The sequence below is a fragment of the Paenibacillus sp. FSL H3-0329 genome, assembly GCF_037963285.1.
Lineage (GTDB): Bacteria > Bacillota > Bacilli > Paenibacillales > Paenibacillaceae > Paenibacillus_AQ > Paenibacillus_AQ odorifer.
Window position 1 is genome coordinate 3606932 of record NZ_CP150150.1, and the last position, 21244, is coordinate 3628175.

10 protein-coding genes and 1 pseudogene are annotated in these 21244 nt (G+C 43.6%); 9 read left to right on the forward strand and 2 right to left on the reverse strand.

The features are described from left to right. Positions 1 to 52: 52 nt before the first annotated feature. Positions 53 to 5659, forward strand: a complete 5607-nt coding sequence (locus NSQ66_RS15805; protein WP_076141261.1) for a hypothetical protein — start codon at positions 53 to 55, stop codon at positions 5657 to 5659. A gap of 112 nt (positions 5660 to 5771) precedes the next feature. Next, complete coding sequence (locus NSQ66_RS15810; protein ID WP_162164256.1) at positions 5772 to 5945, forward strand: hypothetical protein; 174 nt, start codon at positions 5772 to 5774, stop codon at positions 5943 to 5945. Positions 5946 to 6251: 306 nt separating this feature from the next. On the opposite strand, the gene NSQ66_RS15815 is transcribed toward NSQ66_RS15810, so the two are convergent. Together NSQ66_RS15815 and NSQ66_RS15820 are read right to left on the reverse strand one after the other, a co-directional pair. After that, positions 6252 to 6968 carry a discoidin domain-containing protein gene (locus NSQ66_RS15815; protein ID WP_249267696.1) on the reverse strand — a complete coding sequence of 239 codons (717 nt, stop codon included), beginning with the start codon at positions 6966 to 6968 and terminating at the stop codon, positions 6252 to 6254. Then, positions 6945 to 8093 (reverse strand): annotated as a pseudogene (locus NSQ66_RS15820) (glycosyl hydrolase family 8); the annotation flags it as partial. The pseudogene NSQ66_RS15820 and the gene NSQ66_RS15815, both read right to left, overlap by 24 nt. A 951-nt stretch (positions 8094 to 9044) precedes the next feature. On the opposite strand from NSQ66_RS15820, the gene NSQ66_RS15825 reads away from it, so the two are divergent. From NSQ66_RS15825 to NSQ66_RS15855, 7 genes are all read left to right on the forward strand, one after another. Further along, positions 9045 to 10010 carry a hypothetical protein gene (locus NSQ66_RS15825; protein ID WP_339279310.1) on the forward strand — a complete coding sequence of 322 codons (966 nt, stop codon included), beginning with the start codon at positions 9045 to 9047 and terminating at the stop codon, positions 10008 to 10010. 108 nt (positions 10011 to 10118) lie between these two features. Next, positions 10119 to 16916, forward strand: coding sequence for a stalk domain-containing protein (locus tag NSQ66_RS15830; RefSeq protein WP_076141265.1), 6798 nt, complete (start codon positions 10119 to 10121; stop codon positions 16914 to 16916). A 202-nt stretch (positions 16917 to 17118) separates the two neighbouring features. Further along, complete coding sequence (locus NSQ66_RS15835) at positions 17119 to 17796, forward strand: response regulator transcription factor (RefSeq protein ID WP_076126558.1); 678 nt, start codon at positions 17119 to 17121, stop codon at positions 17794 to 17796. Then, positions 17793 to 18800: a HAMP domain-containing sensor histidine kinase gene (locus NSQ66_RS15840; protein WP_076141266.1), complete on the forward strand. Its 1008-nt coding sequence runs from the start codon at positions 17793 to 17795 to the stop codon at positions 18798 to 18800. The genes NSQ66_RS15835 and NSQ66_RS15840 overlap by 4 nt, the downstream gene beginning before the upstream one ends. An 83-nt stretch (positions 18801 to 18883) precedes the next feature. After that, positions 18884 to 19606, forward strand: coding sequence for an ATP-binding cassette domain-containing protein (locus NSQ66_RS15845; RefSeq protein ID WP_249267692.1), 723 nt, complete (start codon positions 18884 to 18886; stop codon positions 19604 to 19606). Beyond that, on the forward strand, positions 19603 to 20376 hold the full coding sequence (locus NSQ66_RS15850; RefSeq protein ID WP_076141268.1) for an ABC transporter permease: 774 nt from the start codon (positions 19603 to 19605) through the stop codon (positions 20374 to 20376). Before NSQ66_RS15845 ends, NSQ66_RS15850 begins: the two co-directional genes overlap by 4 nt. Further along, positions 20373 to 21131, forward strand: a complete 759-nt coding sequence (locus tag NSQ66_RS15855; RefSeq protein ID WP_076141269.1) for an ABC transporter permease — start codon at positions 20373 to 20375, stop codon at positions 21129 to 21131. Before NSQ66_RS15850 ends, NSQ66_RS15855 begins: the two co-directional genes overlap by 4 nt. Positions 21132 to 21244 lie beyond the last annotated feature (113 nt).

The following is a 21244-nucleotide window of genomic DNA, read 5'->3' on the forward strand; positions in this document are numbered from 1 at the left end:
AGGGTTTTATTATTTTGAAAGCGTTATCAACTTAAGGGAGGCTGTGAGTTGTATGATAAAAAGGAAGCTGTTTTTCTTAATCGTTTTCATCGTGACGATATTAGTTCCTTTCAGCCTAGACGGAATAAGGACCGCTTATGCAGAGACCTTACCGTATAAGACGATTATCATCGATGACGGGAGCATCACGATCAGTGATGTTGTGACACCTGATGTGGGTAACGAGAACAACGGATATTTGGCTCCGAATTGGACCACAAGTACAGGGGTGAAGGGGTATGATAACTCCAGTTCCAAATATACGAGTACAGCAGGCAGAACGATATCATGGAATCCACGATTGGAAGCGGGAACGGCGAGAATTTCGTTATACAAGCTTAACTGGGAAGATAAAGCAGATAGCAATGTAAAAATTGAAATCGTCCACAATGGAACGACGGATGTTCTTTTTATGGATTTGAGACCTTCATTTGGCGCTTCTGTGGGATGGGTTGATTTGGGAGAGTACTATTTTTCCGGAGTGGGTAACGAATTCGTTAGATTAACTCGGTCTACCAGCACAACCAGTACGATACTTACTCGTGCAGATGCGGTCAAGTTCGAAGGTAATATTCAGCAAAAAGAACCTCATAAGACGATCATCATTGATGATGGAAGCATCACGATTGATGATGTCGTCACCACTGATGTAAATAACGCAAATAACGGATTCTCCGCTCCTGATTGGACTACAAGTACGGGAGTGAAGGGATATAATAATTCCAGTTCCAAATTTACCGATGCAGTAGGAAGAAGCATCACATGGAATCCGCGATTAGAAGCAGGGACGGCGAAAATTTCATTCAACAAGCTTGATTGGGCGGACAAAGCAGACAGTAATGTTAAAATCGAAATTGTTCACAATGGGATTACGGATGTCATGTTTATGGATCTGAGACCCTCGTCGGGACCATCGGCCGGATGGGTTGATTTGGGGTCATATTATTTCAGTGGTGATGATAGCGAATTTGTCAGACTGACTCGAACACAACCTACGACCGGAAAGATCATTACGCGGGCCGATGCGGTCAAATTTGAAGGGAATATCCGGCAGCAGGCTCCCCCGTTGCCTCCGCTGCGCAGCCGTACATTGGCGAATCTCAGTTACACGGAAAAAGGCAGCATCGAGAATGACGGCTATAAAGCAACCTTCTATGAAGCAGCTTGGGATGGTGGCAAATCCATCGTTCGTGATTTGTTCTACAAGGACGCGGATACGGAGAACTGGGTACCTGTCAATAATGTATCAGAAAGACTTGAAGAACAATGGGTCTTATTGGATGGGAATGCGGGGAGTCGTACCAATTACTACGATACGATGAACAAACACTGGATTACATTCGACGAGATCGACTTCCCCGACAGCCACACGGCGATATTAACCGATTCATCACATGAAAGCGATTACGATTTACAAGTGAACTGGTCTATGTCAGGGGACAAACCTGATGTTTCCTTCGCCTTTACACCTCGCAGGGATGGCAATTATGTAATCGGTTATCAGTCCTTCACAACAGAGCAAATCTCAGGTGTCAATGAAGTGTTAAATGGTTTCAGATCACACGCCAAAATGGTAGGTTCAGTGGAATCAACAAGCTTAAGGGAACTGAGCGCTCCGATGAGTCTGGTTGAGAAGAATGACGGTTCGGGGAATCCATTGACGTATGGGGTATTTGTTCCGTCGGATGAGCTTCCGGTTGAATTTGAACCGACGGGAGGTGTTACGAAGCAAAGGCTCGGCATGAGCCTTGTCAACAACGAAGGCAGCGTGCAGCCAATCTTGTATGCTCCTCAATTAGGGACCTATTCGCAAATGAACGCAGAAAGCACTTATCAATTTCATATGGGACTAATCGCTCAAAAAAGCAATTTGTATGAGTCCTACGCGGATATTCTTCGCAAAGAGTACGGTTATTCTGCATACCGTGAGAATGTATCAGATCAGTCGCTTACTGACGCGATGTTCAATATGATCGATTTACTTAAGATAGAGCCGCAAGGAGATGACTCTGTTGATTATGTCCCGTCACCCAGCGGGTGGTGGAGCCGTGCCAAGGGCTTCATTGACATCGAAAACGAGGATAGCGTTCGAACAAGCTCGAATGCGGTTCTTTTGGGGGCTTACTATTTGACTGGGGATGACCAGCTTTACGATACGAGAGCATTGCCGTCCGTCCAGTATGGCTTATCGCGAAATGGCATAGGTTGGTCGCCGACGCAGAAGCCAGTATACGGTGTGCCGTCGTTATGGAAAATGGCAACCTTGCCGTTTGATTTTTCAAGCGTAGCCGCTGTCAATCAGATGATGGGTACTTCGGCAGGAATTGGGGCGCTAGCACAGGAAGAGTACCTCGTGCGTGATCCTGACCAGAAAGACCGCGGTCCTGTCATTCAGCCCCTGATGATGTATCGTATGACGGGAGATGCGCATTATTTACAGGCTGCCAAGGATGCAGCCGACAGCTATATCATGCAGCATATTGATACGCCTGCATCTGTTAATGTGAGTAAAAATGAGTTCATTTATTATTATAGCAAGCTGTGGATGGAGATCTTGGAGCTTTACGAGGAAACTCAGGATCCCAAATACTTGAATGCTGCTTATAAGGAAGCCAAACGGTATGCAACGATGTTCGTTGCTCGTCCGGTTCCTGAAGGTGCCGTTACGATTCCGCAGCCTGAGACGTATAATTACGCGGAGTCGTTCCATTGGCCGGAAAGTGGTAAATATCAATATCCTCGGATCAAGCTCCCAGAAGATGTAGCCGGAGGCGTACAAGCGGATAGTGAGCTTGTTTCTCCCAATGGATTGACGTTTGAAGCGGGAAGTACAACTGGCTATTATCGGATGAATGCTCAGGAAGCTCCATTCATGCTGAGATTGTCGCTCTATACAGGTGATACACTGCTGCAGGATATTGCTCATAATGCGGTTATTGGTCGGTATTCCAGTTATCCAGGTTATTACTATAAGGGCTTCGCCGTTAGCCAACTTGAACCAGAGTTTCCTCTGGAAGGCCCAAGCGGGGCTACATCTATCTATTATCACCATATACCGGGACAACTCGGGCAAACGATGGATTATTTGATCAGCGAACAATCGTTGAAATCGAATGGTAGTATTACATTCCCTACTGTATTTGAAACTAATTTTTTATGGTTCAAATATCACCTCTATGGAAATAAACCAGGTCATTTTTACGGTAATTCCGACGTTTGGCTCTGGATGCCCAAGGGGATTATTAAGACCAACCATCCTCAATTGAACTGGATAACGGGAGAGAGCGGGAATAAATTCTACATCGGGTTAAGCAACGAATCGTCAGCTGAAGTCCAGACTCCTATCGAATTGAATGCGCAAATCATTGGGTTCAACCCGGCACAAGATTATACCGTAACCATCATCCGCGACAATGGCACACCAGAGCAAACGGTTATGAGTGGCGGAATCATTCAAGCCACGGTTTCAAGCAAGGGAATAACCGCTATCATTGTAGAAGGACTCAACATTGATGTGCCGCTGCACCAGGTCAGAACTGCTGATACATCGGAGGCAAGCTATTTCTTCGATATCCACAGCCCTATAGATGCGGTTAAAGGTATGCTGATCGTCAAGCCCGACGAAACGGCCTATGATGCTTATGTGCAGGCAAAAACGACAAAACCAGCGACGATCCATTATTCCTTGGATGGCGGGGCGACGTATACGACGATTCCAGATACGATTTATCCGATGGAATGGTCGATACGGGTAAACGATTTATCCCAAACCTTCACTTATTATGTGGAATCGGACGGGAAACAGACTCGCAAGCGGACACTCTATTTGCCTGATCAGGTACAAGAAACTCCGGTTCAACCGGATTGGCAGAAGGGTTCATCGATCATTGTGGATAATACGGAGGCGGAGACAGAAGGCGTCTGGATACGGGATACAACCGCTAACGACTATTACTATGATAACTATGTGTACGCCAAATCGGCTGCCGGCACAGCGACAAGCAGAATTAAATGGCAGCCTGAGCTGCCGGAAAGTGTTACTTACAGTGTGTATTACAAGCTTCCGCAAATAACCGCTACAAGTGAAAATTGGGCAACGAATGCCTCATTTACCGTTTATTATAGTGGAGGCTCCGAGACGGTTACCGTTGATGAGACAACGGCCAATGGGACTTGGGTGCACCTGGGAGATTATCCTTTTGCAGCAGGCGATAGCGGATATGTCGAGTTAACCAATAAGGCCAACAAGTCACGGGTAGTTGCCGATGCGATGATGTGGGTCGATCCAAACAGTATGCCGCAATTGGAGTCTGTGGTGATCCTGTCGGATCGGAGTGAACTGCAAATGACTCAAACCGCACAACTAAGCGTGACCGGCTATTTGGATAACGGTCTGATTGGTGATCTATCACAGGCAAATGTGCAATATTTCGTTGATCGAACCGATCTGGCTGAAGTGGACAGTAGCGGTATGTTGACCCTTCTAAGTCTCGACGGAGAAACGGATCATATTGAGGTATGGGCCACTGTAACGATTGACGGGGTGACCTTAACAACGCCGTCTTTGACAATTGCGATCAGGGACTTAACGGTTATTGTCGACAGCACGAATACGACTGGGTTATACACGACAGAAGGATCTTGGAGCCAAAGCAATTTAGCCGGATACAAAATTGGGGTTAAGTCCCGTTACTCTACCGTGCAAGGATCATCAGCGACGTGGAAAGGCCAGTTCCCAGAGGGGAAATATACGGTCTCCATCTACAAGCTCGTCCATACGACGGCAAACGATAATTATGTCAAAGTAGAAGTGAAGCATCAGTCGGTTACCGAGGTCACGTATATTGATGCAACCGTCGGCTCCTCAGGTTGGGTTAATCTAGGAACGTTCGACTTTACTGGAGACGGCAGCGAGTATGTTCGTCTAACCAGGGTTACTCCGACAACGGTAGATCCGCCAACTCTACCTGCCGATATGATTTATACGAGGGCTGATGCAGTCAAGTTCGAACGGCATTCCGTTAGCCCGGAATTGCTTGCAAATGGGGTGCCAGGTAAACCGGCACTTTCGAATAATAGCGGTGTTGCCACAGGCATAAATGATGGCAATTACGAAGTTACGATGAATATGTGGTGGGGAAACAATGGCTCACTGTATAAGTTGTACGAGAATGGCCAATTGATCCAAACGAAGTCACTGGCCGATGTTTCGCCTGCTGCCCAGACTTCCATTATTCCTATTCAAGGAAAGCCGAATGGAACCTATGTGTATACATGTGAGTTATCGAATTTGTATGGAACGACTTCATGTGATCCACACACCGTCACCGTGACTGAGGCGAATCCCGGCAAACCTGTGTTGTCTAGTGACAACTGGGATCAAGATGGGGACTATAACATTACTGCTAATATGTGGTGGGGCACGAACGCAGCACAATATCGATTATATGAAAATGGCGAACTCATTGAAACGCAATCTTTATCTTCACAAACACCAAGTGCTCAATCGGCCATTACACAAATCTCAGGGAAAACTCCTGGCATTTATCAATATCACTGTGAGTTTATGAATGGAAGTGGAACTACGGAAAGTGATACTATACAGATTATTGTAAAATAAACCTATGAGCTGAGTGGATGAGAACGATCCATTCGGCTTTTTATTTCTAGGAATTTAGTATTGAATTATGCAAATCACTTGTAAAACGATGATGTAAGAAGACAGTACATTTTTGGAACATATGCCGGAGCATCCGATCGTATTTAATCTAATCTTTCAAAGCTCACAACTGGGTGATATTTACACGATACTGCTCATGCTAGATCAGCAGGGCGATTTCAGCCAACCGTATTATTTTGAACGTGAGATGTGCCAGATTAAAAAATATAACTATGTGCATCCTTGAAAAATCAATTACGGCTTTGATCGGCCCCTCCGGTTGCTGGAAATCAACCTTGTTGCGAACGATAAATCGAATAAATGATCAAGATCAGGATATGAGAGTGGAGGGAGGCATCCAGATTTCGGGATATTTAATCTTTAATAAAGAGATACGAGCAAATGTCGCAATGGAAATGGTTCTTATTCTCCTATAATCGAAATGAAGTCCATATAGCTGCACATCCAGTGATAATACGGTTTATAGAACCGTCGCTACCCTAAGCAAAAGTAACAAAGCCTGACGGATTCATATCCGCCAGGCTTTGTTCAATTAAGAGCCGTAAACCTCGAAATCGAATATTGAATATCCGTATACGGTCCCTCTAGCAGTACACAGCACTCTGACGTAACGTCCGCTATTTGCGGTAAATGTAATATCGTCAATAGAACCATTACCGGTCGTTGTTACGTAAGTATCCGTCCATGTTGTTGCGTCGTTAGACACCTGAACTTTGTAGCCTTTAGCGTAAGCATCTTCCCAATTCAACTTGACGCGGTTCACACTTTGGGTTGCACCCAGATCGACGTAAATCCATTCATTGTTGCTTCCTTCCATGCTCGCCCAACGGGTAGTGGAGTTGCCGTCTGTTGCCTTGGAAGCTTCAAATCCTGCACCTTCGATAGAGCTGGCTACCGCTGTCTTACCTAGCGCAAGGTTGGTGTTGTCAGGAGAAGTTGCACTTGTAGTTGCTGTTGCGGTATTGCTGTTAGCAGACAGGTTGCCTGCGGCATCGACAGCTTTCACCGTATAGCTGTAAGCTGTCGATGCGGTAAGTCCGGTATCGCTGAAGGATGTGTCTGTAGGTGCGCCTACTTCCACGCCGCCACGGAAAACCCGATAGCCTGTTACACCGACATTATCTGTGGAAGCAGTCCAACTCAGATTAATTTGGCTGCTTGAAGCTGCTGTTGCGGTCAGATTCGTTGGATCCGAGGGAGCTTGTGCATCCGCTGCACTGTAGGTAGGCTTCCACCAGTTCCCCGAGATGAACAGTAGGTTCAGCATGTTAAAGGAGTCGCTAAAGTAACTTTCCTTTTTGTTCTTCATCCAGTCCCAACCGGCATTGACCCAAGCTTGATGCGTGCTGGTAGTCGTCGCTGCGGAGATGAAAGGCGCTACGAATACCGCTGTTGCATAAGTACCGCGATTCGAACCGTTCAGTTGGTAACCATCCTTCACATTGTTCGGATTGTTGCCTGTTTTTCCTTTGATCCATACCACCATTTTATTAGCGATATCCTTACCGCGGGTATCTCCGTACAAGGCGTAATCCATTACGATCCGAAGTGGTACACGGCTTGCATTGTAGTTGTATTCATTTGTTTCAGGGAACTCTTCCAAATAGTTTGGGGGAGCCGGCTTAGGCGGGTTGCCTACCACGAAGTCCGATATCAGACCTGTGCTAGACGAATAAGCTGCTGTAAATTGGCTGTATACGTTATACAGATTGTTGATGACATTTAGCCAAGTTGAATCTCCAGTTACTTCATTGAAAGCCCGTAGATGGCTGAGCATCCAGTCGGAGGGACGGGTATTCAAGGCGCTCTTCGTATCCCAGTCACCAAGGTTCAGCCTGTTGTTAGTTGTCACATTGCTAAGCTTAATAGCGCCAATCATCTTTTTGGCTTCAGCCAAATAATTGATCGTTCCGGTCGAGCCCCATTGGCGATCAGCTAGAATAAGGGAGTAAGCGATATCGAGGTCCCCGTCTGTTGCCGAACCGAAGTGCCCTTGAGCCCCAGTACTATCTGCTACTACCCATCCCATCAGGTTCGGGTTGTTAGAGCTCTTGAACGCTCTAGCCGTTTTGAACAAACCGTCATAGATTGTTCTGGAATTCGTATCGTAACCGGCCATAAGCACGGTAATGACCATACCGTATCCTTGGCCTTCCGATGTGCCTAGCGGATCGAAGCCGTCCGCTTCGCCAGTAATGTCACCTTTTACATAGTATCCTCCAGTCAGCGAGGACAGGTTGTTTTTAAGATAAGTAGCCTTCCAGTAGTCATAGTAGGAAGCTACAGAACTATTCAACGAGGATTGACTGACGTGGTTTGGTTTAATGATACCCGGATAGCTGACTTGTTGAGGAAACGGTTTCAATTCACCCGCTCCATGAGCTTTTGGTTGAAGCGGTGCAGGTGCGGCTAATGTCGATAGAAGCATAACCGCCGAAAGCATAACAAGTAACATCACTTTCATTGTGCCTGAGGTCGATTTCAATGAGTACATAAAAATTCCTCCTTAAGTGATGGTTAGTTTAATTAACGTCAATGAATTCTCCTTCCCTATAGAATGATCTCCAAAGTAAAACGCTTAACAATAAGTGCTACACACGCTTATAATGTTTAAGCGCTTTAACTTTAGGGCGGAAGTGACATTTACTTATATGCTGAAAAAGATTTGGAGATACGTGCTTCCTTAGGGAATCATCGCATCCTCAACGTTACTATTAACACTTTCATTGTGCCCGAGGTCGATTTCAATGAGTGCACAAAAATTTCTCCTTAAGTGACGGTTTTTAATTAACGTCAATGAATCCTCCTTCCCTATAGTCTGATCTCCAAAGTAACACGCTTAACAATAGATGTTATTTAAGCCTATAAAGTTTAAGCGCTTTAACTTTAGGGCGGAAGTGACATTTGACTTATATGCTGAAGAGATTTGAAGATATGCGCTTCAATAGGAAATCATCGCATCCTCAACGTCACTTTTCACCTATAGGTAGAAATTGCTAACCCAGCAGCATTACTTATGCTCAAATGTATCACAACTATTTTCGCCGTGTCTAGGTGTTTGTGAATAAAATTTAAAAATTAATATCCATAAATAAAAGCGTTTACACCAAACGACAGTTCCTTTTTAAGATATTGATCCCCTAGCACACACAAAGTTGCGAACTAGGACTGTTTTTTTATAAGTCAAATTTGTTCTAATTCAGTCTAAATAAGCGCTTACATTAAGGGGTGGCTAAACTTACAATAATGTCTAACCATTTAAATTTGGGAACTTCTCCTGCAACGGGGAAGAATTTCACTGTCATGGCTTTCATGCAAAGCTAGGTTGAATATTGGAAAGGGGGCTGTCATGGGGATTACAAGACGAAAACCAACAGTGATTATCTTGTTTACCGCTCTGATTGTTCTTGCTTTACTCATGTTGGGCTTAACTAACAAAAAGGCGGAGCTGCCTGAAAACTGGATATTTACAGTAGATGGATATGCCGTAACAGAGGAAGAATTTCATTTCTATGTAACAGAGCAAAGAGCTGTAACAGCAGACTATTTCTTCAGAACTTATGGGGCTCAAGTAGATGAGGGCTTCTGGACACGTAAATACGGCAAAAATCATGAAACCCCCTCTGAATACGCCAAAAATTCTGCGATGACTGCATTGCTAAAAACCAAGCAGGAGCAATTTATTGCAGATGAGCGGGGGATCGCCCCTTACCAAAGCTTTGATGAGCTTAAATCCGACATGGAAGAAGAAAATGTTAAGCGAGCTAAGATGGATGATTCAGGAGAGACTTACTATGGGTTGCCTCAGTTTGATTTATATCAATACATGCAATATTTAAGTGGCGCCCGTTGGCCGGATTTGATAGAAACCCAGGTAAAGAAAACGAAAATGAGCGACGCCCAGTTACAAGTTGAGTATGCATCAAAAAGTGCGGATTATATTCGTGTAGCTGATAAATTAACGGCTGCGTTAGCGACAGCGGGACAAGTCAAAGAAGAGAAAGTGCTAAATCGTTTAGATATATCCAAAGAAGATACCGAGTCTCTTAAGTTCTGGGAGTCTTTAGCTGCTGCTTCTGTAGGTGAGACAGTAATCGGTAAATATATGGGTGAGGATGTCGTTGCTACATTAACCACAAAACCGGAAATCACCAAGCTTAAACTGGAAGAAGTGAAAGATTCCATTCTATACGGATCGGCGGAGTCTGACTTGCGAGCGTTAATTGCAAATACGAATGAATTGAAGATCGTGTATAACGGTAATCGATTCAGTGAGTTAGTAGTGAACTAGAATAGTTAGTTTTTAAGTTTATAAAAATCTATGTCTATTGAGACTTCCATAGATACAGATTTTTTATAAAGTATAAATTTATTAATTTCAAAGGGAGGAAATTTTGGAATGATACGATGGAAATGGATGCAAAAAGCTTTGTCGATAGTTACGGCTACAACGTTGGCATTCCCTGGTCTGTTCGGCTTGGCACCTTCATCCGAAGTGTCAGCTGCGGGAGGGAGCGAATCTTTTGACTCCGTTGTACTAGAATTGACAAAAGCGGCAGGTCAAACAGGTAGGGTAAATCTTACGTATAAAGGTTCACCTTTAAGCAGTCTGGTTAAAGGACCGGTTATTGACGAGGTAAGTTATGATTCCAGCAATTCGCAACTTTTAACTGTTAATAATCAGGGGAACATTACTTTATCTAACGGTTATACATTTGCGTCGCCAGATGCTCCGGGCGTTCCGGTGACAATCACGGCCAGGGCGGGTTATTACCCTGACTCAGAAGTGTTATTCATGGAGGACTTCGAGAACAACAATGGTCCGATGACATCTATGAGCAAATTAGGCTCGTCATTCACGCTGTCCGATGCACAGTCCCGTTCTGGATTGAAAGCGATTACACCTTCGGATGATACGAATAATGAAAAGGTAGCTCAAGATGTGGCATTGCCGGCTGGCAGCAATTATAAGATGACGGCATGGTATTTTGACCCGTATCCTAATGAGGAGAAGACTGCGACGGATAGAACGCAATTTGCTATTGTAGATGGTAAAAATGCCACCTTTGCCGGGACATTCTATCAAAGTTCAGAGGCTGATGTTATTCATAACCCGACGAAATATACTTGGGCTTATGCACCATCATCAGCGGGTACAGCAGGCAACCGTTGGAAAGATAGCGGGGCTTTACGTTCCACAGGCTGGCATAAATTCGAGTGGCTTATTACACCAAATGGTGCGACGTTACAAATAGACGGAACATTAATATCCGATTCAGCGCAAAGTGATATTTACAGAGCTATGAAGAGCGGTACAACCATTCAGCCTAAAATAGCGGGAGGATGGAATAGCCAGACAGGGAACAAAGCTTATATTAAAAATAAACATCTAATCGACGATTTTTATGTTGTAAAAGATGTGGCTACAACAACAGGAACCAGAACATTAACAGTGAATTTGGTGCCTCCCGGCGGATTGCCAAATTTAGAAATAAGCACTCAGCCAACAGCTGCAGAAGTGAAACAAGGTGAGACAGCAACATTTAGCATTACGGCATCAGCCGCTGCTACTGCTTATCAATGGTATGTATCTGATGATGAGACTGGCTTGAGCGGGACAAAAGTCAGCGGAGCTGATAAGGCAGTATTAACACTTTCCAATGTGGACGCAGCTTCACAACAAGGCAATTTTTATTATTGCGAAGTTTCCTCGGCAGAGGGAGTTGTAGTGAAATCCCATGCTGTACCGTTGTTGATAACCACCAATACGCAGGTGAATGCACCAATTAATCCAACGCTTGACTCGGATTCGGGTATTTATAATGGCGCTTCCAATTACGGGGATACCCTTGTAACACTGTTCAAAGACGGTGTACCTGTTGGTTATTATTTATCGAAAAATGGGGGACCCGACCATCCTAACAATCATGAAAGGCATCATGTTCTGCCCTATGCAAGGGCACTGGGAGTGGGCAACTACACTGTTACAGCTATTGTCATAAATAATGCGGGAGATATCAGTGAAGAAGTTGCAGCATCCGGAATATTAAAGATTGAGAAATTGCCTGTACCGGCAAATGCCAGATGGAACGGCACGTACGCTACATGGGATCGCGTCGCTAACGCATCTGCCTATTCGGTTCAACTCTTCAGTAATGGAGTGGCTAAAGGAAGCCCGATTGCAGCAACAAGCAATGATGCGGCTTTGTCCCCGACTTTAAATGATACATTTAAAATAAAAGCAAACGGCAACGCAACGTCACGATTCTTAGACTCTGATGAGTCAGGGGAGAGTGCACAATATTCAGCGAACATTGCGCTAATTCGCCAGAACGATACATTACGGGCAGGAGATAGAACGCGGTTAATGGTTGACACAGCTGATGTGTTCGTTGCTGATAACATCAGCTTCAGTCCGGCGGATCAAGACAAGGATAAGATTGAAGTTGATGATGCCGGATTCGTGACGGTTAAGAAAGGTTATATTCCGACAGGGAACGAAGAAGTTACTGTACATGTGAGCGTTGATTACTTCAATAAGGCTGACACTAAGTTTTACGATGGATTTGAAGGGGAGAAGAAATTTTCAAATGGTGCGAACGGATATGTTCACAGCGATGTGATGTCTCGTACCGGAGGAAAGGCCGCGACATCAAGCGGCGCCGGTCAGGTGGCGACTGTTCCAGGTACCTATAATTATGCCCCTGCAACCGGTAAGACAACAATCGTTACTGCTTGGTACTATGATGATGGCAGAGCGGCTTCCAATGACCACGCTGTCTTTGGCTTAACCCCATCGTCCAATGAACATATCGCAATAAATTATGGCAATGGAGATGGTGACTGGGCGGCAAATCTGACCAATTACGCAGTCAGGCCTGGTTCATCCGGGAGATTCTATCCTGTAGATGTCCAGCGAAGCGAAGGTTGGCATAAATTTCAATGGTTCGTTACATCAACAGGAACAACCTATAAAATCGATGGACAAGACATTCAAAGGCAAACAACAGCTGGCGGAAATTTTGATACTCCAGTTAAGAACAATATTTCCAAGATCGATGCATTGCAGCTTGCTACGAACTGGGGCAACAAGCCTGGAACGGTTAAGGATATACAGAACAGGCATTTTATCGATGACGTATATGTTATCGATAGTGGAATAGCAGCCCAAACCGGAACAGCTTCTATTACGCTAAAGCTCTTGCCTAAAGAGTATAGTCACTTGGAAGACAGCACATATGTTATTGGTCTGGATGACTATAATATCACCGTAAATCCTGATTTAACGGATCTGGCTGGAGTGAAGATCGGCGCTGTAACTCTGCTGCGGGATGTGGATTATACGGTTAGCGGTAATGTATTGAAGATTAACAAAAAATCATTCACAAGAAATAATATCGTGCCGGGAAAATATACCGTTAGACTTGATCTGTATCCTGCCGAAATCACCTTCGAGTTGAACATTGTACCCCTTGAAGTCCGTGATTATTATCTCTCCAATAACGGTGACGATCATGCAGATGGACGCACACCAGCTACGGCATGGAAATCAATCTCCAAGATTAATGAATATGTATTTATGCCAGGTTCAACTATTTATCTGGATGCGAATAGCGTATGGAACGAACAAATCAGACTGCGCGGCAATGGTGAGGAAGGAAATCCGATTACACTTACAAAATATAATACGACCGACCCTAACCAACGCCCGGTAATTAATGGTGGAGGAACAGCGTCGAGCCCATCAGGCATTTCCTTAAGCGGTACCATAGAGTTATATGACGTAAACTATTGGGTAGTCAGTGGAATTGAAGTAACGAACATCGGCAATGCGGCAGGTGACGGCCGCTCCGGTATCGCTGTAATGTCACGGATTTCCAAGCTGGGACAAGGTCAGTTTAATATTCAAGATTATGCTGATGCTCGTATGCAAGGAATCGTCATTCGAGATAACTATGTTCATGATGTTAATGGGCTGCACCAAGCAAATGGAGCAAGTAAGGTATCCGGCGGTATCATTATTAATGGTTATGTGGATATATTGGTTGAAGGCAACAAAACCCTTCGTTGTGATAACGAAGGGATTCGCAATAATGCCTACGGGCCAAGCAATCCTGGGACTAATAACACAGGTATTACTTGGAGTAATTCAAGCTATCCTTGGGCATCCAACGCTGTGTTTAGAAACAACTGGGTTTCTAGTTCGGTTGGAGATGGCATTGTCATGTCCGGCGGGAACAACTCCCTTGTGGAACGAAATGTGGTCACAGACAACGGTTATAGCTATTTAAGCGATAAGAGCGGCAATCTGGTTACGAACTGGGGGCCAAATAATACAACACCAACATATCTAGGTTCGCAAAACTATGCGGCTGCGTGGATTATGGCAAGTAAAGGCACCATCTTCCGCTATAATGAAGCTGTGGATAACCCTTATCATGCAAGTAATGACGGTATGGCTTGGGACATTGACAACTATTGTCAGGACAATGTGTATGAATACAATTACAGCCGAAATAACTATGGTGGTTGGTACTTACAGATGAATGCTGCCAAGGGCAATATCGTTCGCTATAATATTAGCGTGAACGACGGCCGCAGCCCCGATTTTAACAAGAGCTTTAACAGTCTAATATTGCTTGCAGGAGGTTCTTCAACGAGCGAGGAATTAAGTGGCTTATACTATAACAATGTCATCGTCACACCATTGAAGAATAGCAGTTCGTTAGTATTTGACCCGACAGCCTTCAACTTGCACATTTATTTCCAAAATAATATATTTGCCTACACTGGGGCAAACAACCAGGTTGGTCTGAAAGGCGGGGGAACATCAGCTCCATTTGCAGCCGGACGGTTTACGAACAACATTGTGTATCCGGCTAATCTTTTTGGCAGCATGAACGCAGGTGGAGGCGGATATCTAGGTGCAGGCGTAACAGCAACAGACAACCGCTATGTAACGGAAGAGGAACTGAATTCTATATTAAAAGATTATAAATCTGCACCTGAACATTGGATTACCAACAGTGGGACAGTGGATGCCAAGCTTGATTACGATGCGATGAACGGGTTCCGTCTTGCGGATGGTAATAACCTGGCCTATGGTGCAGGTGCCGAGATTGTAAGCCCATATGTGGATCGGGCGAATGCTCTGCCTCATATGACGGAGAGAACAGACTTCTTCGGCAATTCACTTAGCGGTAGAACGCCTTCCATCGGCGCGCACAACCCTTATGCGGTAACTTTTGATTCCAATGGGGGCAGCGAAGTTGCGGTGAAGTTCGCTGACATGGGCGGTACAATTACCGAGCCAACAGCGCCGACAAAAGATAAAACTGTTTTCGGCGGTTGGTATCAAGATAAAGGATTAAACGATGCTTGGAATTTCGATGCTGATCCTGTTACAAGGGATATTGAATTATATGCGAAATGGGCTGAAGACGCAGGTACGGCACCAACGATAATGACGAATTCGCTTGCGGATGGCAAGGTAGGACAACCTTATTCGGCAGTTCTTACCACTGATGGCGATAAGCCGATCAAATGGGCTGTTGTAGAGGGTCAATTACCATCAGGATTGAGCTTGGATGAAGATGTTGGTGTTATCTCTGGTACACCGGATCAATGGGGTCAATTTACGTTCAAAGTTCAAGCAAACAATGACGTTGGCAGTGACACAAAACAGTTCAATATAGTGATCACTGAAGATGTCTCAGTTGATACAGCTCCGGAGGTTATCACTAAGAATTTACCAAATGGCAAAGTTGGACAACCGTATACAGTAACACTAGCGGTATATGGCAGTGAACCGATTTCTTGGAAGGTCCAGGGAGGAGATTTGCCAGTAGATTTGAACCTAGATGAAGCAACAGGCGTTATCTCGGGTACGCCTCTAGAGGCGGGATATTACGAATTCACTGTTGCAGCAACGAATGATTTTGGTAGAGATGAGCGAGCATTGAGCATCGAGATTAAAGAAGATAAGCCAGTGGATACAGCTCCGGAGATTATCACTAAGAATCTGCTAAGCGGCAACGTTGGACAACCGTATACGGTAACATTAGCGGTTTACGGCGACAAACCGATTACCTGGAAAGTGAGTGATAATTATTTACCTGCTGGGCTGAATTTAGAAGGAGCTACGGGTATTATTTCAGGCGTGCCTACTGAAGCGGGAACTTACAAATTCAATATTACGGCTTCCAATCATGCTGGCATGGATACGATAGAGTTAACTATTGTAATTACTACAAATGACAGTGGTGGCAATAATGGCAATAACAATGGCGGCAATTCAAATGGCCACAGCAGTACGCCGACTCCTTCGCCAGAGTCATCAGTAGCGGAGCGTATTGATGCTACAATCAAAGAGCAGCTGAAGAAGGGCAATTCCATTGCATTGACGATGTCAGCCGGAAAAGATGAGCTTGAGATTCAAAGCGATACGATCGGTGCGATTATTAATGCCGACAAACCGCTAATCGTTACGAATGACACCGTATCTGTTAAATTATCCGCTGAATTGTTGAAGCAATTGAATACAGGAAAGCGGATGAAGATTGTCATTAAACCTGTAAATGAAAGAGACGGAGCTATAGGGCGGGGATATGAATTAAAGATCTTCGTGGATGGCCGGGAAGTAACGGATTATAGAGGGCTTATACCCGTAACCTTCGATCTGTCAAAAGAGAAGCTGTCGACAAACGATCTTAACATGCTATGCGGTGTTATGCTTCAATTGAACGGTAACATGGAGCGTTTAGGCGGCAACTATGAGCGTGAGACAGGTAAATTTACCTTCACGGCAAAAGGACTAGGTTATATCTTCATTACAGCCAAGCCTGAACCTGTGAAATTGGAATTCACTCTAGGAAAGACAGGATATAAATTAAACGGAATCGAAATGAGTATGGACGTTGCTTCAACGGTAGTTAAAGGCAGAACGTTAGTCCCACTGCGCTTCATTGCCGAGAGCTTAGGAGCAAATGTAAGCTGGGATAACGTTACGAAAACCGTAATGATCACCTTGAAAGGTCAGACTTTATCGATTAAGATCGGTGAACTTGCACCAGGAATGGATGTAGCAGCTGAACTTGTAAACGGTCGTACTATGCTCCCATTACGTTTCATTGTTGAGTATTTTGGTGCAAATATATTCTTCGATAATACTTCGAAATCTATTAGTATCATGAAGTAGTATTTCCTAAAATTAGCAGCTACGCTCGAAACCCTCTAACATGCACTGCCATGTTAGAGGGTTTTCTAGTGTGCGACAGTCATGGACGATAACTTGGCGGTGAAAGTCCGCACGAACGATAAAATTGTCTTAACTGGAAACAATTCTTTAGATTGTGTTAATCTGTCTAATAGTGAACTCGGTTTAGAAAGAGGGAAGTTACTTGAAAAGAAACGTGTTATATATTGAAGATAATGAGAAGATCGGCAGTTGGGTAAAGGAAGAATTGGAACAACGAGGATTTTCAGTACAGTGGCTGCTTTCTGGTGAAGGAGCTGAAAAAGAAGTAAATCAGCATGAAATCGTTATTTTGGATATCATGTTACCCGGTTTAGACGGATTTACTGTGGGGAAACGATTAAAAAAGGCAGCTCCTGCTGTTCCTATTTTGCTGTTAACTGCTCGAACATCGATAGATGATAAGGTAGAAGGGTTACAATTTGCTGATGACTATTTAACGAAACCATTCCATACGGATGAACTAATTGCTAGATTAGAAGTATTAATCCGTCGAAAGGGCGGAACACATTCCGAACGCATTTCATTAGGGAATTATATTGAAGTAGATCCAGACATCCAAATGGTATTTGACAAACACACAGGAGAAGAAATTATATTGACAGGGAAACAACATCATATTTTGATGTACTTCTTACGCCACCCTAATCAAGTTTTACCAAAAGAACAAATCTATGAAGCCATCTGGGAAGAAGCTTATATCACAGGTGATAAAACATTAATGGTACATATTCATCGACTGCGTCAAAAGCTGGAACGCCATCCAGACTCCCCAGAGATTATTGAAACGTTGAAGGGAATAGGCTATCGGGTGAAACTATGAGACAGACTAAATCATTATTTCGTCGTTTTCTAAAAGGACATTTTCTATTTATCTTTTTACCTCCGATCGTACTTATTTTCTTATCTGCGTTCATTGCGTCTCCTTTTAATGAAGAAGAGCTGAATAAGTTAAATTATTTTTACATTGTACTTCTTGTGTTTGGTTTTATTATTGTCGCATTTGTGGTAATCTCTTGGATTTTCTTCTTGAGACTTCGTAAACGTCTCACCTGCTTACAGGAAGTCATGTCATTTTCAGCTAATCATAACTCATTTCCTAAACCAATAGCTGTTCAAAGTGATCGTATGGATGAATTAGACCAGTTAGGAAGTTCCTTTAATTGGATGATTCAACAGCTTGAAGACAGTCGCAAGCGAGAACATGAAGAGGAATTGTTACGACATCGACTCATCGCGAATTTATCTCACGACTTACGAACGCCGCTTACCATTTTGAGAGGACATGTCACCCGATTAAATAAAGAATCAATGAGTCTAGAAGGACAAAACTCATTATCAGAGATGAACCATACGATTACTAGAGTCGGAGATCTAATGGATGATTTACTTTCCTATACATTGCTTACATCAGGAAAACATCCTTTTGAGCCCACTTCAACAGATATTGGACGTTTAGTAAGAGCATCTGTTGCTGCGTGGTATCCTGTATTTGAAGAAAAAGAAATCCGGATCGAGGTTGATTTACCGACAGAGAAGACTTTTTATTGGGAAGCAGATCCTAAATGGATAACACGTGTTCTGGATAATTTATTTCAGAATATTCTCCGCCATGCAGCAGAGGGGAAATATGTAAACATTGTGGTTGATGTAGAAAAAGAACAGATCATTGTTGCAGACAGAGGTCCGGGGATGGATAACTCTTCCTATGAGCGTGGGGTGGGGATAGGTTTATCGACTTCAAATTATATGTTGAATAAAATGAAGCTTAAAGCTGGCTTTACATCAAATGAAAACGGCACAACAGTGGCTATTGGTAGAGCTTAACCTAAAGTTAAACCAGAAGTAAACAGCAGGATAACCGAGATGTAACTTTGCTTCTTTATAATTAGAACCATAACAGAAAGGAAGTGTTATGGTTGCTTACAATTAATAACTTAGTCAAACATCGCGGAACTGGGAAAATCTTATCAGGTATCAGTTTTAAAGCTAGACCTGGCAGAGTAACTGGTTTTCTAGGTCCAAATGGAGCAGGTAAAAGCTCTACACTTCGCATCCTGCTTGGATTAGATCGTGCTACCTCAGGGAGTGCACTAATCAATGGAAAGCCATACGCAGAATTACATAATCCTGTATCAACAGTAGGTGCCGCACTTGATGGATTTGGAGCTCATCGTATGCGAACAGGACGGGCACACTTGCGTTGGATTGCCCGTGCCGCAGGATTGTCTAACTCACGTGTCGAGGAAGTTCTGGAAATAGTAGGTCTTACTAATGCAGCCGGAAAAAGAGTTGGGAAGTATTCTCTTGGTATGGGGAGGAGACTTGGAATAGCAGCTGCGCTACTCGGTGATCCAAAAGTATTGATTTTAGATGAACCCGTAAATGGGCTCGACCCAGAAGGAATTCGGTGGATTCGGACATTTTTACGTGAACGTGCTGAGTCTGGAAATACGGTGTTGTTATCCAGTCATCTAATGGGAGAGCTTGCAGAGACGGTTGATGATGTGGTGATTATTAAGCATGGAACTATCGTTGCAGATGGAACATTGGAAGAAGTAATAGGTAACTATTCCACGCTGGAGGAAGCCTTTTTTGCCCTGACATCTGAAAATGCGGGTGAAGTTGTATGAGAGCATTCAACGCGGAACTATCTAAATTGTTCTCCTTACCGGGTATTTGGCTTGCTTTTCTCATTGGAGCGTTTGCCCCAGCGCTTATTTCTGCCTTGGACAGCATAGCACAAAAAGAGGAGATTATAGCTGGAGTTAGCACGCGGCTATCGGAAGTTGGCTATATCGGGTTAGCTCTTGGTGTGCAAGGCGTTATTATTCTTGGTGTGCTTGCTGTCAGCAGTGAGTATTTGACAGAGAGCAGTGAATCTGGTGGAGGACAACAGATTACAACGAGTTTAACTGTTGTTTCATCCCGTCTTCATTTTTTGCTGGCAAAAGCAGGCGCTGTGACTGTGATCAGCATACTGCTTTGTATTGTTGCTATTATGACAACTGTGTCTGCAACGCATCTTATTCTTGGTGAATATGCCCCTGCATTTGAATGGTCCAGACTTATCGGTGCCATTTGTTACTGGACATTCACTGCTCTTTTAGCACTTGGAATTACTTTTCTAACTAAGAATGGCATCCTCCCGCTTGCTGTGCTCATAATAAATTCATCCGTTGTATCATTTAGTGTCCTGTTGTATAGGATTACAAAGTTGGCGTTTTACTTACCAGATAGGGCTGGCGCTGAAATGTTTATGTTTACGGACAACACGTCCACAGGCAGTTTATTCGAGAGGTTTCACACCCCCCTCACAGGCGGTTTAGTCATGTTTGCCTGGGTAGTCGTTGTTTTCATTGTTGCAGCTATTGTATTCCATAGGAGGGACGTTGCAGCATGAGTGTCTCATCTAGTAGAAAGATAACACAAATCCTGGGTGCTGAACTGGATAAATTAGTTACATTACCATTGATAGGGCTCACTCTTTTGGTTACATTCATTCTTAATTTAGGTTTAGCCGCTGCTTTTACTTCTGTTGATCTACAAGGGGCAGCAGGAACGCAAAATATACTGAATACAGGACTTTCTTCTATGGGATATCTTCAAGCAGGATTCATTATTCTTGGTATCTTAGCTACTTGTTCAGAGTATACAGGGGGACAGATTCGAACTACTTTAACTACGATACCTTGGCGAGGGTTTCAATTATCCACGAAGTATTTGGCCTTAACCATTATAACCATTCCTGCGGCGTCTTTTACTACTGCATCAGGTGTACTATATACCTTTATCATGATGAAAGACACAGCAGTAGTGATTGAAATAGACGAAATGATAAAATCATTAGCAGGTGCAACAGGCTATCTAACTTTAACCACACTTCTCAGTGCAGCTATAGGTGCTTTATTAAGACGAACTACTCCTGCTTTAGTGGTACTGCTTGGCTATTACTTCATTGTCAGTCCATTGTCGAAAGATTTTCTAGACAATACTAAATATTTTTTTCCGGATACAGCAGGATATTATATGTATATGCCACCTTCCTCTAATGAAATAAATGTCCTTACACCAATGGAAGGGACAGGTATTTCCCTGTTATGGACACTGATCTTTATTACAGCAGCTATTATATTTTACCGTAAACGAGATGCCTAACTCTGAACTAGCTGATTTGATCATTAAACTAGAATAATATGCAACAAACATTGATGTTTGGATAAAAGATATTTTTGAGCAATTCAATAAATAAGTATTTGCTCTTAAGAACG

Excerpts from the sequence above, each read along its gene's own strand:
- NSQ66_RS15805 (WP_076141261.1), top strand. The coding sequence starts at position 53 with ATGATAAAAAGGAAGCTGTTTTTCTTAATCGTTTTCATCGTGACGATA.
- NSQ66_RS15830 (WP_076141265.1), top strand. The coding sequence starts at position 10,119 with ATGATACGATGGAAATGGATGCAAAAAGCTTTGTCGATAGTTACGGCT.
- NSQ66_RS15840 (WP_076141266.1), top strand. The coding sequence starts at position 17,793 with ATGAGACAGACTAAATCATTATTTCGTCGTTTTCTAAAAGGACATTTT.
- NSQ66_RS15850 (WP_076141268.1), top strand. The coding sequence starts at position 19,603 with ATGAGAGCATTCAACGCGGAACTATCTAAATTGTTCTCCTTACCGGGT.
- NSQ66_RS15855 (WP_076141269.1), top strand. The coding sequence starts at position 20,373 with ATGAGTGTCTCATCTAGTAGAAAGATAACACAAATCCTGGGTGCTGAA.